This is a genomic window from Thermoanaerobacterales bacterium, from assembly GCA_030019475.1.
GTDB lineage: Bacteria > Bacillota > Desulfotomaculia > Desulfotomaculales > JASEER01 > JASEER01.
Genome location: JASEER010000044.1, coordinates 1 through 15,418, shown reverse-complemented (window position 1 = coordinate 15,418; position 15,418 = coordinate 1). Strand labels below are relative to the sequence as shown.

Annotated in this window: 14 protein-coding genes; all 14 read right to left on the bottom strand. The window is 63.3% G+C overall.

What is annotated here, in order from left to right; all coding sequences use genetic code 11:
• The coding region (tuf, locus tag QMC81_10270) for an elongation factor Tu (protein MDI6907851.1) at nt 1–1,202 on the bottom strand (1,202 nt) is incomplete at its 3' end.
• Nucleotides 1,203–1,238: 36 nt separating this feature from the next.
• Complete coding sequence (fusA, locus tag QMC81_10265; GenBank protein MDI6907850.1) at nt 1,239–3,305, bottom strand: elongation factor G; 2,067 nt, start codon at nt 3,303–3,305, stop codon at nt 1,239–1,241.
• Between the two features lie 22 nt (nt 3,306–3,327).
• On the bottom strand, nt 3,328–3,798 hold the full coding sequence (rpsG, locus tag QMC81_10260) for a 30S ribosomal protein S7 (GenBank protein MDI6907849.1): 471 nt from the start codon (nt 3,796–3,798) through the stop codon (nt 3,328–3,330).
• Between the two features lie 13 nt (nt 3,799–3,811).
• Nucleotides 3,812–4,186, bottom strand: coding sequence for a 30S ribosomal protein S12 (rpsL, locus tag QMC81_10255; GenBank protein MDI6907848.1), 375 nt, complete (start codon nt 4,184–4,186; stop codon nt 3,812–3,814).
• 79 nt (nt 4,187–4,265) lie between these two features.
• Nucleotides 4,266–4,514, bottom strand: coding sequence for a ribosomal L7Ae/L30e/S12e/Gadd45 family protein (locus QMC81_10250; GenBank protein ID MDI6907847.1), 249 nt, complete (start codon nt 4,512–4,514; stop codon nt 4,266–4,268).
• A gap of 73 nt (nt 4,515–4,587) precedes the next feature.
• Nucleotides 4,588–8,070, bottom strand: coding sequence for a DNA-directed RNA polymerase subunit beta' (gene rpoC / locus QMC81_10245; protein ID MDI6907846.1), 3,483 nt, complete (start codon nt 8,068–8,070; stop codon nt 4,588–4,590).
• 38 nt (nt 8,071–8,108) lie between these two features.
• Nucleotides 8,109–11,597, bottom strand: coding sequence for a DNA-directed RNA polymerase subunit beta (gene rpoB, locus QMC81_10240; protein MDI6907845.1), 3,489 nt, complete (start codon nt 11,595–11,597; stop codon nt 8,109–8,111).
• 264 nt (nt 11,598–11,861) lie between these two features.
• A complete protein-coding gene (rplL, locus tag QMC81_10235) occupies nt 11,862–12,242 on the bottom strand; it encodes a 50S ribosomal protein L7/L12 (protein ID MDI6907844.1) in 381 nt (126 codons plus the stop codon).
• Between the two features lie 39 nt (nt 12,243–12,281).
• Nucleotides 12,282–12,815, bottom strand: coding sequence for a 50S ribosomal protein L10 (gene rplJ / locus QMC81_10230; protein ID MDI6907843.1), 534 nt, complete (start codon nt 12,813–12,815; stop codon nt 12,282–12,284).
• A 187-nt stretch (nt 12,816–13,002) separates the two neighbouring features.
• Nucleotides 13,003–13,698 carry a 50S ribosomal protein L1 gene (rplA, locus tag QMC81_10225; protein ID MDI6907842.1) on the bottom strand — a complete coding sequence of 232 codons (696 nt, stop codon included), beginning with the start codon at nt 13,696–13,698 and terminating at the stop codon, nt 13,003–13,005.
• Nucleotides 13,699–13,744: 46 nt separating this feature from the next.
• A complete protein-coding gene (gene rplK, locus QMC81_10220) occupies nt 13,745–14,173 on the bottom strand; it encodes a 50S ribosomal protein L11 (protein MDI6907841.1) in 429 nt (142 codons plus the stop codon).
• Nucleotides 14,174–14,185: 12 nt separating this feature from the next.
• On the bottom strand, nt 14,186–14,722 hold the full coding sequence (gene nusG / locus QMC81_10215; GenBank protein MDI6907840.1) for a transcription termination/antitermination protein NusG: 537 nt from the start codon (nt 14,720–14,722) through the stop codon (nt 14,186–14,188).
• A 14-nt stretch (nt 14,723–14,736) separates the two neighbouring features.
• The gene (secE, locus tag QMC81_10210) at nt 14,737–14,919 is read right to left on the bottom strand and encodes a preprotein translocase subunit SecE (protein ID MDI6907839.1); all 183 of its coding nucleotides are present in this window, start codon (nt 14,917–14,919) and stop codon (nt 14,737–14,739) included.
• Nucleotides 14,920–15,042: 123 nt separating this feature from the next.
• On the bottom strand, nt 15,043–15,192 hold the full coding sequence (rpmG, locus tag QMC81_10205; protein MDI6907838.1) for a 50S ribosomal protein L33: 150 nt from the start codon (nt 15,190–15,192) through the stop codon (nt 15,043–15,045).
• Between the last annotated feature and the right edge of the window lie 226 nt (nt 15,193–15,418).

Genomic DNA, 15,418 nt, shown 5'->3' with positions numbered 1-15,418 from the left:
TACTCTCTCAGGGCGGTGACCACGCCGGCGCCCACGGTGCGTCCGCCCTCGCGGATGGCGAAGCGCAGTCCCTCTTCGATGGCGATCGGGGTGATCAGGTCGATGTCGATCTTGATGTTGTCGCCCGGCATCACCATCTCGACGCCTTCCGGCAGCTTGATGACGCCCGTGACGTCGGTCGTCCTAAAGTAGAACTGCGGCCGGTAGCCGTTGAAGAACGGGGTGTGCCGCCCGCCTTCTTCTTTGGTCAGGACGTACACCTCGGCCGAGAATTTGGTCAGCGGCCTGATGCTCCCGGGCTTGGCGAGCACCTGCCCCCGCTCCAGCTCTTTGCGGTCGACGCCGCGCAGCAGGACGCCGATGTTGTCGCCCGCGACGCCCTCGTCGAGGATCTTGCGGAACATCTCGACGCCGGTGACGACGGTCTTCCGCGCCTTCTCGGCCAGGCCGACGATCTCGACTTCTTCGCCCACCCGGATCTTGCCGCGCTCGACGCGCCCGGTGCCGACGGTGCCGCGCCCGGTGATGGTGAAGACGTCTTCAACCGGCATGAGGAACGGTTTGTCGATGTCGCGCTCGGGGGTGGGGATGAACTCGTCGACGGCGTCCATGAGCTTTAAGATCGGCCCGCAGGCCTCGCACTCGCGCTTGCCGCAGCCGCACTCGAGGGCCTTTAAGGCGGACCCGGCGATGACCGGGGAGTCGTCCCCCGGGAATTCGTAGGTGGACAGAAGCTCGCGCACTTCCATCTCGACGAGCTCCAAAAGCTCGGGGTCGTCGACCATATCGGCTTTGTTGAGGAAGACGACGATGGACGGCACGGCCACCTGCCGCGCCAGGAGGATGTGCTCGCGCGTCTGCGGCATCGGGCCGTCGGCCGCGGAGACGACGAGGATGGCGCCGTCCATCTGCGCCGCGCCGGTGATCATGTTTTTGATGTAGTCGGCGTGGCCCGGGCAGTCGACGTGGGCGTAATGCCGCTTTTCGGTCTCGTACTCGACGTGCGCGGTGTTGATGGTGATGCCGCGCGCTTTCTCTTCGGGCGCCGCGTCGATCTCGTCGTATTTCTTGTACGTGGCCTGACCGAACTTGGACAGGATCAGGGTGATCGCCGCCGTCAGTGTGGTCTTGCCATGGTCGACGTGCCCGATCGTCCCGATGTTGACGTGGGGCTTGGAGCGTACAAATTTGGCCTTCGCCATTTTGCGGTTTGCCTCCTTGAAGAATAGTATCCAGATCTAACGCCGGCTGAGTTTCTCCACCAGGCCGGCGGGGACCTCAGCATAATGATCGAACTGCATATTATAGTTGCCCCGCCCCTGAGTGCGGGAACGCAGTTCGGTGGCGTAGCCGAACATCTCGGCCAGCGGAACCCGGGCGCGCACCACGCGGACGTTACCTTCCAGGCCCATCTCGTCGATGTGCCCCCGCCGGGCGTTCAGGTCACTGATCACATCCCCGGTGAACTCCTCCGGCACGGTCACCTCGACCCGCATCACGGGCTCGAGAAGCACCGGCCCCCCCTCGGACGCCGCCTTCTTGAACCCCATCGAAGCGGCGATCTTAAAGGCCATCTCCGAGGAATCCACGGGGTGGTAGGAACCGTCCACCAGGGTGACCTGGACATCGATGACCGGGTAACCGAGGAGCGGTCCGCTCTGCAACGCCTCCTCCACCCCGGCCTGCACGGCCGGGATGAACTCTTTCGGCACCGCGCCGCCAACGACCTTGTTCAGGAACGCGAATCCCTGCCCGCGCTCGCGGGGCTCCACCTGCAATATAACGTGCCCGTACTGGCCGCGCCCGCCCGTCTGGCGGACGAACTTGCCCTCGGCCCTGGTCGCGCGCCGCAGGGTCTCCTTATACGCCACCTGCGGCCGGCCGACATTGGCCTGGACGTTGAACTCGCGCAGCAGCCGGTCGACGATGATCTCCAGGTGCAGTTCGCCCATGCCGGAGATCAGGGTCTGCCCGGTCTCTTCCTCGACGCGGACCTTGAAGGTCGGATCCTCCTCGGCCAGTCGCTGCAACGCGACGCCCATCTTATCCTGGTCGGCCTTGGTCTTGGGCTCGATGGCGACGGCAATCACGGGCTCCGGAAACTCGATGGCCTCCAGGACGACCGGCGCCTGCTCCGCGCAGAGGGTGTCGCCGGTGGTGGCCGTCTTCAGGCCGACGGCCGCGGCGATGTCCCCCGCGTAAACCGCATCCACCTCTTCGCGGTGGTTGGCGTGCATCAGGAGCAACCGGCCGATGCGCTCCCGTTTCCCCTTGGTCGAGTTGAAGACGACCGAACCGGACTTCAGGACCCCGGAGTAAACCCGGAAGAAGGTCAGCTTACCCACGTAAGGGTCGACCATGATCTTAAAGGCCAGGGCGGCGAAGGGAGCGTCGTCCCGGGCCTCCCGTTCATCCTCCTGCCCGGTCCGGGGGTTCACACCCCGCACCGGCGGGATGTCCGTGGGCGCCGGCAGGTAATCGACGATGGCGTCCAACAGGGGCTGCACCCCTTTGTTCCGGTACGAGGAACCGCAAAGGACCGGGATCATCTGCACCGCCACCGTCGCTTTCCGGATACCGGCGCGGATCTCCCCGGCCGTGAGCGGCTCGCCTTCCAGGTACTTGACCATCAGGTCCTCGTCGGCCTCGGCGATGGCTTCCAACAGCTTCTCCCGGTACGCGGCGGCTTCCTCCGCCATCTCGGCAGGGATATCCACTTCGCTTACTTGTTTACCCAAATCATCGCCATATATAAGCGCCTTGTTCTCCACCAGGTCGACGATGCCCCGGAACCTGTCCTCGGCCCCGATGGGCAGCTGCAAGGCGACGGGGTTGGCATTGAGTTTGTGACGGATGGATTCCATGCTGCGGTAAAAGTCCGCGCCGATACGGTCCATCTTGTTGATGTAGGCGATGCGCGGAACCCCGTACTTGTCGGCCTGGCGCCAGACGGTCTCGGACTGGGGCTCCACCCCGCCCACCGAGCAAAACACCGCAACGGCGCCGTCCAGCACGCGCAGGGAGCGCTCCACCTCGACCGTGAAATCCACGTGCCCTGGCGTATCGATAATGTTGATCCGGTGGTTACGCCAGAAGCATGTCGTCGCCGCCGAGGTGATGGTGATGCCGCGCTCCTGCTCCTGGACCATCCAGTCCATGGTGGCCGCGCCGTCGTCGACCTCACCGATACGGTGGACTCTGCCGGTGTAAAACAGGATCCGCTCAGTTGTTGTTGTCTTACCGGCATCGATGTGAGCCATGATGCCGATGTTCCTCGTCCGTTCGAGCGGAACAGAACGCCCCATTACCGAACCTCGCTCCCTTTACTTACCACCTGTAGTGTGCGAAGGCCTTGTTGGCCTCGGCCATACGATGCGTGTCTTCCTTCTTCTTGACCGCTCCGCCGGTCCCGTTGGCGGCATCCATAATCTCGGCGGCCAGCTTCTCCTGCATGCTCTTCCCCGCGCGCTGCCGCGCGAAGCTGACGATCCAGCGGATGGCCAGGGTCTCCTTGCGCTCCGGCCGGACCTCGACGGGCACCTGGTAGTTGGCGCCGCCCACCCGCCGCGGACGGGTCTCCACGATGGGGATCACGTTCTTCATCGCCTGCTCGAAGACTTCCAGCGGATCCCGGCCGGTCTTCTCCTTGATCTCCTCGAAGGCGCCGTAACAGATCGTCTCGGCGACGCTCTTCTTCCCGTCGAGCATTACCTTATTGATGAGCTTCGTGAGCACCTTGCTGCCGTATACCGGGTCCGGCAGCACGTCACGTTTCGGAACGGCTCCTCGGCGTGGCAATTGATTCCCCCCTTTACTTCTTGGGCCTCTTGGCTCCGTACTTGGAGCGGCCGCGGTTGCGGTTCTGCACCCCGGCGGCGTCAAGGGTCCCGCGGACGATGTGGTAGCGCACGCCCGGCAGGTCCTTCACTCTGCCGCCGCGGACCAGGACCACGGAGTGCTCCTGCAGGTTATGACCGATGCCGGGGATATAGCTGGTAACCTCGTAACCGTTGGTCAGGCGCACGCGGGCGACCTTCCGCAGGGCCGAGTTGGGCTTCTTCGGCGTGGTCGTGTAAACGCGGGTGCATACGCCCCTCTTCTGCGGGCACTCCTTGAGGGCCGGAGAAGCCGACTTCTCGGTCAGCCGTTCCCTGCCCTTGCGCACAAGCTGGTTAATGGTCGGCATTTCCTCTCTTACACCTCCTCCGCTGGGTTGGTAAGAATATGATGCCCCCTACCGTGAGGGGTAGGGGGCCGGTTAACCTCTACTCGGCGATGGCCGCCGCAGCGCAATTAACCTTGATCCCGCAGGCCTTGCCGAGTTCGGCCATCGAGGACACCTCGATGAGCGGGATGCCCCGCGCCCGGCAAGCCTGGATGATCGGGCCGGTGATGTGTGCGTCGGCGTCCAGCGCGACATACACCTCCACGGCCTGCCCCCTCTGTATGAGCTTGATGGTCTGCCTGCTCCCCACCATCTTCTTGCGGGCCGCCTGCAGTCTCTCGAAGGGCAAAGGTAAATCCTCCCTTCAAGATTCACACACTTAAAAAGCATATCACCGCGCAAGAACGTTTGTCAACCGGCGGTTACGACGGTAATTGAGCCTCTTCGCCCCCCTCGGCGACTTCGATGTTCCGGTAGCGCACCATCCCTGTTCCGGCCGGCACCAGCTTGCCGATGATAACGTTTTCCTTCAATCCCACCAAGGGATCGACCTTGCCCTTGATGGCCGCCTCGGTCAGGACGCGGGTCGTCTCCTGGAAGGAGGCGGCGGCCAGGAACGAGTCGGTGGCCAGCGAGGCCTTGGTGATCCCAAGGAGGACCGGGCGGCTGGTGGCCGGCTCGCCGCCCTCCGCCGTGACGCGGGCGTTTTCCTCCTCCAATTCGAGGATGTCCACCAGCCCGCCGGGCAGGAAGTCGGTGTCCCCGGCATCCTCGATCTTCACTTTGCGCAGCATCTGCCGGATCATGATTTCGATGTGCTTGTCGTTGATATCGACACCCTGCATCCGGTAAACGCGCTGCACCTCTTGCAAAAGGTAGAGCTGCACCGCGCCCACGCCCTTGATCTTCAGGAGGTCGTGGGGGTTGACCGAGCCCTCGGTCAACTCGTCGCCGGCGGCCACCGTGTCCCCGGACTGCACCTTCAGCCGCGCCCCGTAAGGAATCGCGTACTGTTCCCGCTCCCCTTCCGGGCCCGCGATCTCGATCTCGCGCCGCCCCTTGATCTCACGCACTTCCACAGTGCCGTCGATCTCCGCGACCACGGCCTGGCCCTTCGGCCGCCGGGCCTCGAACAACTCCTCGACGCGGGGCAGACCCTGGGTGATATCCTCACCGGCGACGCCGCCGGTGTGGAAGGTGCGCATCGTCAGCTGCGTGCCGGGCTCGCCGATGGACTGGGCGGCGATGATCCCCACCGCCTCGCCGATGTCCACCAGGTGGCCCGTGGCCAGATTGCGCCCGTAGCACTTGCGGCAGACCCCATGCTTGGTCTTGCAGGTGAGAGAGGAGCGGACCTTGACCTTCCTGATCCCGGCGCGGGTAACGGCGTCCGCCGCCTCTTCGGAGATTTCCGTGTTGGCCCGGGCCAGGACTTCTCCCGTCTCGGGGTGCTGAATATCCACGGCGGCGAACCGCCCGACGATACGGTCCTCGAGGTTCTCGATGACCTCGGTCCCGTCCCGGATCTCGGCCACCTCGATACAGTCCTCGGTGCCGCAGTCGTCCTCACGGACGATGACGTCCTGCGCGACGTCCACCAGGCGCCGGGTAAGGTAGCCGGAGTCGGCCGTCCGCAGGGCGGTGTCGGCCAGGCCCTTGCGGGCGCCGTGGGTGGAGATGAAGTACTCGGAAACGGTCAGGCCTTCCCGGAAGCTGGCCTTGATCGGCAGGTCGATGATGCGCCCCGAAGGGTCGGCCATCAGGCCGCGCATCCCGGCCAGCTGGCGGATCTGCTGGATGTTACCGCGGGCACCCGAGGTGGCCATCATGTAAACCGGGTTGAAGCGGTCGAGCGTGTTCATGATCTCCTCGGTGACGGCGTCCGTGGCCTTGTTCCAGGCCTCGATGACCTTCCGGTAGCGCTCATCCCAGGTGATCAACCCGCGGCGGTACTGGTCCTCGACGGTCTGGACTTTCTTCTCGGTCTCCTCCAGGATCGTCTTCTTAGCCTCCGGGATGACGATATCGTCCACCCCGATCGTCAGGCCGGCGCGGGTCGCGAAGTGGAAGCCGATTTTCTTGACTCCGTCCAGGAACTCCGCGGTCTTAGCGTATCCCAGTTTACGGTAGCACTGGTCGACGATGCGCCCCAGCTTCTTTTTGTCGGCGATCTCGTTGATATAGGGCAGCTCGCCGGGCAGGATGGAGTTGAAGATGACCCGGCCCACGGTGGTCTCGATGAGCTTGCCCCGCACGTCATGGTTGATACACTCCCCGTCCGGCATGCGTATCTTGACCCGGGCATGGAGGGAGACCGCCCCGCTCTCGTAAGCGAGGATGGCCTCTTCGGGGTCCTTGAAGGCCATGCCCTCGCCTTTCGCACCCGGCCGCTCAACGGTCAGGTAGTAGTTTCCGATGACCATGTCCTGCGTGGGGACGGTCACCGGGCGCCCGTCCTTCGGGTTCAGAATGTTGTGGGTCGAGAGCATCAGGAGCCGCGCCTCGGCTTGGGCCTCGGCCGACAGCGGCACGTGGACGGCCATCTGGTCCCCGTCGAAGTCGGCGTTGTAGGCGGTACAGACCATCGGGTGGATCTGGATCGCCCGGCCCTCGACCAGGATCGGCTCAAAGGCCTGGATGCCCAGGCGGTGCAGCGTGGGCGCGCGGTTGAGCATGACCGGGTGCTCCCGGATGACATCCTCGAGGATGTCCCAGACCTCGGGCCGCACGCGCTCCACCATGCGCTTGGCGCTCTTGATGTTGTGCGCCAGGCCGTCGGCCACGAGTTTCTTCATGACGAAGGGCTTGAAGAGTTCCAGCGCCATCTCCTTGGGCAGGCCGCACTGGTGCAGCCTGAGGGCGGGGCCGACCACGATCACGGAACGCCCGGAGTAGTCGACGCGCTTGCCCAGCAGGTTCTGGCGGAAACGCCCCTGCTTGCCCTTGAGCATGTCCGAGAGGGACTTCAGCGGGCGGTTGCCGGGCCCGGTGACCGGGCGGCCGCGCCGCCCGTTGTCGATCAGGGCGTCGACGGCCTCCTGCAGCATCCGCTTCTCATTGCGCACGATGATGTCGGGGGCGCCCAGCTCCAGGAGCCTCTTCAAGCGGTTATTGCGGTTGATGACCCGGCGGTAGAGGTCGTTCAGGTCGGAGGTAGCGAAACGGCCGCCGTCGAGCTGGACCATGGGACGCAGCTCGGGGGGGATGACCGGCAGGACGTCGAGGATCATCCACTCCGGCCGGTTGCCCGACTTACGGAAGGCCTCCGCGACCTCCAGGCGGCGGATGGCGCGGATGCGCCGCTGCCCCGTCACGTCCCGGATCTCGCGCCGCAGTTCCTCGGCCATCGCCTCGAGGTCGATCTCCTCCAGCAGGGTCTTGATGGCCTCGGCCCCCATGCCGGCCGTGAAGGCCGTGCCGAACTTTTCCTTGTACTCGCGGTACTCCTGTTCGGTGAGCATCTGCTTCTTGATCAGGGCCGTCTCGCCCGGGTCGATCACAACGTAGGAAACGAAATATAAAACCTTTTCCAGGGCCCGGGGTGACATGTCCAGCAGCAGGCCCATGCGGGAGGGGATGCCCTTGAAGTACCAGATATGCGAGACCGGGGCCGCCAGTTCGATATGCCCCAGCCGTTCGCGGCGGACTTTCGAGCGCGTGACCTCGACGCCGCAGCGGTCGCAGATCACGCCCTTGTAGCGCACGCGCTTGTACTTGCCGCAATGGCATTCCCAGTCGCGGGTCGGCCCGAAGATGCGCTCGCAGAAGAGCCCGTCACGCTCGGGCTTCAAAGTGCGGTAGTTGATGGTCTCCGGCTTCTTGACCTCCCCATGTGACCAGTCCCTTATCTGCTCCGGCGACGCCAAACCAATGCGAATCCGGTCGAAGTTGGTTAAATCCAGCACCGCGCTTCATCCCTCCTAGGAAGACCCTGAATCCAATTTTACTCTTCGTCGTCCCGGCGCCCGTCGTCGTCCGCCAGGTCATTGTCTTCCCGGTCGTAGTCCTCTCCGATATCCCGTTCCTCTACGGAGAAGCCCTCCTCGCCGAACAGGGTCTCCTCGTCCTCCTCCGGTTCCTCGCCGATGTCCTCTCCTTCGTCGTTGTCATCGCGGTTCCGGCCGGGCTCCGGCATCGCCTGGAAGTCCAGTTCAAGGTCCTTGTCCGGCTCGGCGAAGTCGTCCTCCACCTCCCGGATCTCGATCTCCCGGTCGTCCTCGGCGAGGACCTTGATGTCCAGGCCGAGGCTCTGCACTTCCTTGATCAGGACCTTGAAGGCCTCGGGCACACCCGGCTCCGGCACGTTTTCGCCCTTGACAATGGCCTCGTAGGTTTTTACCCGGCCCACGACATCGTCGGATTTGACGGTCAGGATCTCCTGCAGGGTGTAGGCCGCCCCATAGGCCTCCAGGGCCCAGACCTCCATCTCGCCGAAGCGCTGGCCGCCGAACTGCGCCTTGCCGCCGAGAGGCTGCTGCGTGACGAGGGAATACGGCCCGGTCGACCGCGCGTGGATCTTATCGTCGACCAGGTGGGCCAGCTTCAGCATATAGATGTAACCGACCGTGATCGGGCGGTCAAAGGGCAGGCCGGACCGGCCGTCGCGGAGTTCGATCTTGCCGTCCGGCGGCAGTCCGCAACGATCAAGGGTCTCGGTGATGTCCGACTCCCGGGCGCCGTTGAAGACCGGGGTGGCGATGTTGTAGCCGAGGGCCTGTGCCGCCCAGCCCAGGTGGCACTCCAGGACCTGGCCGATGTTCATGCGGGACGGGACGCCCAGGGGGTTGAGGACGATCTCGATCGGCGTGCCGTCGGGCAGGAAGGGCATATCCTCCTCCGGCATGATGCGGGCGATGACGCCCTTGTTCCCGTGGCGCCCGGCCATTTTGTCCCCCTCGGAGAGCTTGCGCTTCTGGGCCACGTAGACCCGCACGAGCTGGTTCACGCCGGGGGGCAGCTCATCGCCGTTCTCGCGCGAGAAAACCTTGACGTCCACGACTTTACCGGACTCGCCATGCGGGACGCGCAGGGAGGTGTCGCGGACCTCGCGCGCCTTTTCCCCGAAGATGGCCCGCAGGAGGCGCTCCTCGGCGGTCAGTTCGGTCTCGCCCTTGGGGGTTACCTTGCCGACCAGGATGTCCCCCGGGCGGACCTCGGCCCCGACGCGGATGACCCCGCGCTCGTCCAGGTCCTTCAAAGCGTCCTCGCCGACGTTCGGGATGTCGCGGGTGATTTCCTCCGGCCCGAGCTTGGTGTCCCGGGCGTCGCATTCATACTCCTCGATATGGATCGAGGTGTACATGTCTTCCTTGATAAGCTTTTCGCTGACCAGGATGGCGTCCTCGTAGTTGTAGCCCTCCCAGGGCATGAAGGCCACCAGGACGTTCCGCCCCAGGGCCAGTTCCCCGTGGTCTGTGCACGGCCCGTCGGCGATGACCTGGCCCTTCTCAATCCGCTCGCCGGCGTAGACGATCGGGCGCTGGTTCAGGCAGGTGCCCTGGTTGGAGCGGGTAAACTTGGAGAGCCGGTAGGTATCCAGCCCGCCGGCGTCAGTCCGGATCTTGACCTCGTCGGCCGACACCCGTTCCACGTACCCGGAGTTTTCGGCGATCACGACGACCCCGGAATCGTAGGCCGCCTTGGCCTCGATCCCGGTGCCGATCAGGGGCGCCTCGGCGTTCAAAAGCGGCACCGCCTGGCGCTGCATGTTCGCCCCCATGAGGGCGCGGTTGGCGTCGTCGTGCTCCAGGAAGGGGATCAGGGAGGTGGCGACGCTGAACACCTGCTTCGGAGAGACGTCGACGAAGTCGACCCGGTCGGCGTCCACGAGCAGGAACTCCCCTTTGTACCGGGCGCTGACCCGCTTCTCTTCAAAGTATCCCCGGTCGTCCAGACCCACGTTGGCCTGGGCGATGACGTATTCCTCTTCCTCGTCGGCCGTCATGTACACGATCTCGTCCGTGACCCGGCCGCTCTCCTTGTCCACCTTCCGGTAAGGCGTCTCGATGAAGCCGAACTCATTGACCCGGGCGTAGCAGGTCAGGGAGCCGATCAGGCCGATGTTCGGACCTTCAGGCGTCTCAATGGGGCAGACCCGGCCGTAGTGGGAGTGGTGGACGTCGCGGACCTCGAAACCCGCCCGCTCCCGGGACAGGCCGCCCGGGCCGAGAGCCGAAAGGCGACGCTTGTGGGTGAGTTCCGCCAGGGGGTTGGTCTGGTCCATGAACTGCGAAAGCTGGCTGGAGCCGAAGAACTCCTTGATGGCGGCCACGACCGGCCGGATATTGATCAGGACCTGCGGGGTGATGACCTCGACATCCTGGATGGTCATGCGCTCGCGCACCACGCGCTCCATCCGGGCCAGGCCGATGCGGAACTGGTTCTGCAGCAACTCGCCCACGGAACGCAGCCGGCGGTTCCCGAGGTGGTCGATGTCATCCCGCTCCGCCTGGCCGTCGACCATCCGCAGGATGTAGCGGAGGGTGGCGACAATGTCCTCTTTGGTCAGCGCTCGGATGAACTCGCGGTCCGCCGGGATATCCTCTTTAAGGTACGGATCATACGAGGTTTCGCCGGTGTCCTCCCCGTAGCGGTAGAGGATGCCGTGCTTCAGCTTCTTGAACAGCTTATACCGGCCCACGGGGGCCAGGTCATAACGCTTGGGATCGAAGAATAGACTATCAAGCAGAGCCCGGGCGCTTTCCGCGGTCGGAGGCTCGCCCGGGCGCAGGCGCTTATAGATCTCGACCAGGGCGTCTTCCTCGTTGTCGGTGTTGTCCTTGGTCAGGGTTTCTTCAATGCTCTTGTGGTTGTCGAACAGCGACAGTAACTGGGTCCTGGTGCCGTAACCGAGGGCGCGGATCAGCACGGTGGCCGGGATTTTCCGCGTCCGGTCGACGCGCACCCAGATATGCTCCAGGGCGTCGGTCTCGAACTCCAGCCAGGCGCCGCGGCTGGGGATGACGGTCGCCGTATAGATGAGCTTGCCGTTCGGATCGGGCTGGGCATCAAAATAGACGCCGGGAGAACGAACCAATTGACTGACAATGACTCTCTCAGCACCATTGATAATGAAGGTTCCCTTGTCGGTCATCAGGGGGAAGTCCCCCATAAAGACATCCTGTTCCTTGACCTCGCCCGTCTCCCGGTTGATCAGCCGCACCTTGACGCGCAAGGGAGCGGCGTAGGTCACGTCGCGGTCCTTGCACTCCTGCACGGCGTACTTGGGCTCGCCGAGGCTGTAGTCAAGAAACTCAAGAACCAGGTTGCCGGTAAAGTCCTGGATCGGAGAGATGTCCTGGAATACCTCGCGCAACCCCTGGTCCAAAAACCAGCGGTAAGATTTCTTCTGCACCTCCACCAGGTCGGGCAGCTCAAGGGCCTCACGAAGTTTGCCGAAGACGACGCGCTCTTTAGCCTTGGCGACCGGCATGCCTCAACCCCCTGCAATGGAAATACTAAAAGCAAGGTTACCCAAAATGACCTCGCTTTTACAACCCGCAATCCCTATCCAAGTATTATGGCCCCAGCCGATCCAGATAATACTCATATGGACAACGACTTATAATGTTATCACAGAATGGATGCCCCGTCAACAAAAAATTTCACCCCGTAATGTTAACGGGGTGAAATCTCACGGCCCCGGTCGCCTTGAGGACAACCGGCCGGCTGATTTTATCCGGAGGTGGGGTTTGAGTTACTTGATCTTCACGCCGGCGCCGACTTCCTCGAGCTTGGCCTTGATAGCCTCGGCCTCTTCCTTGTTGACCTTCTCTTTGACCGGCTTGGGAGCGCCGTCGACCAGCTCCTTGGCCTCCTTGAGGCCCAGGCCGGTGATCTCCCGGACGACCTTGATGACGTTGATCTTCTTGTCGCCCACGGTCTCCAGGATAACGTCGAATTCGGTCTGCTCCTCCTCGACGGCGGCAGGAGCGGCGGCGGCCGGAGCCGCGGCCACGGCGGCTACCGGAGCGGCGGCGGAGACGCCGAATTCTTCTTCCATCGCCTTTACCAGGTCGGCGAGTTCAAGGACGGTCATGCCCTTGACGATTTCGAGAACCTCGTTGACTTTGGACATCGGAAATCCTCCTTAAGCTAATTGAAATTAGTAAGCGGCCTACGCTTCCTTCAGTTTCCTCACGGCCTCCAGAGCGTAGACGAACTTGCGGATGTTGCCCTGCAGAACGTTGACCAGGCCGGTGAGCGGCGCCTGCAGGCCGCCCACCACCTGGGCGAGAAGCACTTCGCGGCTTGGCAGGTCGGCCACCCGCTTGATCTCGTCCATGGCCACCACCCGGCCCTCGATGACCCCGCCGGTGATCTCCACCGGGGACACCTTCCCGAACTCCTTTTGGAACTGGGTGAGGACCTTGGGCACGGCCGCCGGATCGTCAAACCCGAAGGCGAGGGCGATCGGTCCGCTGAGCATGGGGTCGAGCCCCTCAATGCCCGCCTCGTGGGCCGCGCGACGGGCCAGGGTGTTCTTGGCCACCTTCAAGTGCCCTCCGGCGCCGCGGATGCGCCGCCGCAGGTCGGTCATCGAAGCCACGCTCAAGCCCCGGTACTCGGTAAGGACGATAATTTTGGCGCGGGCCATCGTCTCCTTGAGTTCCCCGACTACGGCCACCTTGTCTTCACGTGTTGTTGCCAAATACTGCACCTCCTTTACTGCCCGGTAAAAATCGGAAAGCCCCTGCAGATACAAAGCCATGCAGGGGCCCAAAGACCCTACAGGCCTCGGCGGGCGGCTCTCCTTCGGCCCTTAAGCCCGGCGTCCCGCCGGGCACCCGCTGTCTGCAGCCAGGAAATCAGTTATTAGTAATTAGAAATCGGTAAGTCTAGCCCACCAGTTTCGCCACGTTGACGCGGACCCCGGGACCCATCGTCGAGGCGACCGTGACCCCCTTCATGTACTGCCCCTTGGCGGCCGCGGGCTTGGCCCGGACCAGGGCGTCCACCAGGGTCTTCAGGTTCTCGACCAGCTTCTCGGTCTCAAAGGAGACCTTGCCGATCGGAGCATGGATGATGCCCGCCTTGTCGACGCGGTACTGGATCTTGCCGGCCTTGACCTCGGCCACCGCCCGCGCGATATCGAAGGTTACCGTCCCGGTCTTCGGGTTCGGCATCAGGCCCTTGGGGCCCAGCAGGCGGCCGATCTTACCGACCATCCCCATCATATCGGGGGTGGCCACGGCAACGTCAAAGTCGAACCAGCCGCCCTGGATCTTGGCGATCATGTCCTCGGCGCCCACATAATCCGCGCCGGCTTCCTCGGCTTCCTTGGCCTTGTCCCCGCGGGCGAAAACCAGGAGCTTGCGCGTCTTGCCGGTGCCATGCGGCAGGACGACCGCGCCGCGGACCTGCTGGTCGGCGTGGCGGGGGTCGACCCCCAGGCGGACGGCGGCCTCCACCGTTTCGTCAAACTTGGCCGGAGCGACCTTCTTGACGAGTTCCAGCGCCTCGGCCGGATCCAGAAGTGCGTCCCTGTCAACCTGCTTACGTGCTTCAAGGTATTTCTTCCCGTGTTTCGGCATTGCCGGATACCTCCTCGTGGTGCAAGCGGAGCTGCGCTCCTCCCACTTAACCTTCTACGATTTCAATCCCCATGCTGCGGGCCGTGCCCTCGACCATCCGCATCGCGGCCTCGACCGAAGCCGCGTTCAGGTCGGGCATCTTCAGCTCGGCGATTTCGCGCACCTTGGAGCGCGTAACCCGGCCGACCTTTTTCCTGTTGGGTTCGCCGGAAGCTGTCTCAATGCCGGCGGCCTTCTTCAGGAGAACCGCGGCCGGCGGGGTCTTGGTCACAAAGCTGAAACTCCGGTCCTCGTAGATGGTGATCTCGACCGGAATGATCAGGCCCGCCTGGGCGGCCGTCCGGTCGTTGTACTCTTTAACGAAGGCCATAATATTCACGCCGTACGGGCCCAGGCCGGAGCCGACCGGGGGTGCCGGTGTGGCCTTGCCCGCAGGGATCTGCAGCTTGACAACGCCTGCTACTTTCTTTGCCATTCGCTCACCCCCTTAGCTGATCTTCTCTATCTGATAGTACTCGAGTTCGATGGGGGTTTCCCGACCGAACATCGAGATCATCACGCGTAACTTGCCCTTTTCGGTGTTAATCTCTTCGATCGTCCCGATAAAGCTTTCGAAGGGTCCTCCCGTGACACGCACCTTCTCACCCACGGCCACGTCTATGCGCACCCGCGGCTCATCCCCGCCCATCTGGCGGATAATCCTGTCGGCCTCGTCGTCGGTCAGGGGTACGGGCTTGGAGCCGATCCCCGTGCTGCCCACAAACCCGGTGACGCCCGGGGTGTTGCGGACCACCCGGTAGGAGTCGTCGTCAAGGATCATCTGCACCAGGACGTACCCGGGATAGATCTTGCGCTTGGTTATCTTGCGCCGGCCATCCTTGATCTCGACCTCGTCCTCCATGGGCACGACGATCTTGAAGATCTTATCGCCCATGTTCATGGACTCGATCCGTCTTTCCAGGTTGGCCTTGACCTTGTTCTCGTAGCCGGAATAGGTGTGGACCACGTACCAATGCGTACTCACAAACCGAGCACCCTCTAGCTAATGATAAGCCCCAGGAGCTGGCTTAAGATGGAGTCGAAGATCCAAATCACGACGCCCACCATGGCGACGGAGACGAGAACGACCGCCGTGTAAATGACGATCTCGCGGCGGGTGGGCCAGTGGACCTTTTTCAACTCTTTGAGAACGTCTTCGAGGAAGCCCCTGGTACGCGTCAAAAAAGCGAGGCCTCCGAACTTCCTTCCCTTGGAAGCAGCAGCCTCTCTTTTGCGAGCAACCGGAGCGGACTTCCGTGTATCGGGCTTTCCTTCCTGGACCTTCTTGAGTGCCATCTTCCCGCCCTACTTCGTTTCTTTATGAGTGGTATGGGTGCCGCACCAGCGGCAGTACTTCTTGAGTTCGATGCGGCCGGGATCGTTCTTCTTGTTCTTCGTCGTAATATAATTACGCCGTTTGCACTGCGTGCAGGCCAGCGTAACGTCCACGCGCATCCCGTACACCTCCCAAAACTAAAAAGGGACCGGCCCCCCAAAAATTTACGAATTGACTTTACCATAGGGACCAGGGGATGTCAAGAAAATGCGTCAAGAAGGGAGACGGGAGCCCAAGCCGGCTCCCGTCCGTCTCTTCCTGGTCATGGTTTAAGGCTTAACGCCCGGCGTTACTCTCTCAGGGCGGTGACCACGCCGGCGCCCACGGTGCGTCCGCCCTCGCGGA

Bases quoted from the DNA above. Each gene is read 5' to 3' on its own strand.
- rplL (MDI6907844.1), bottom strand. From the start codon at position 12,242: ATGTCCAAAGTCAACGAGGTTCTCGAAATCGTCAAGGGCATGACCGTC.
- rpmG (MDI6907838.1), bottom strand. From the start codon at position 15,192: ATGCGCGTGGACGTTACGCTGGCCTGCACGCAGTGCAAACGGCGTAAT.
- fusA (MDI6907850.1), bottom strand. From the start codon at position 3,305: ATGGGGCGTTCTGTTCCGCTCGAACGGACGAGGAACATCGGCATCATG.
- rpoB (MDI6907845.1), bottom strand. From the start codon at position 11,597: ATGCCGGTCGCCAAGGCTAAAGAGCGCGTCGTCTTCGGCAAACTTCGT.
- rpsL (MDI6907848.1), bottom strand. From the start codon at position 4,186: ATGCCGACCATTAACCAGCTTGTGCGCAAGGGCAGGGAACGGCTGACC.
- rplA (MDI6907842.1), bottom strand. From the start codon at position 13,698: ATGCCGAAACACGGGAAGAAATACCTTGAAGCACGTAAGCAGGTTGAC.
- rplK (MDI6907841.1), bottom strand. From the start codon at position 14,173: ATGGCAAAGAAAGTAGCAGGCGTTGTCAAGCTGCAGATCCCTGCGGGC.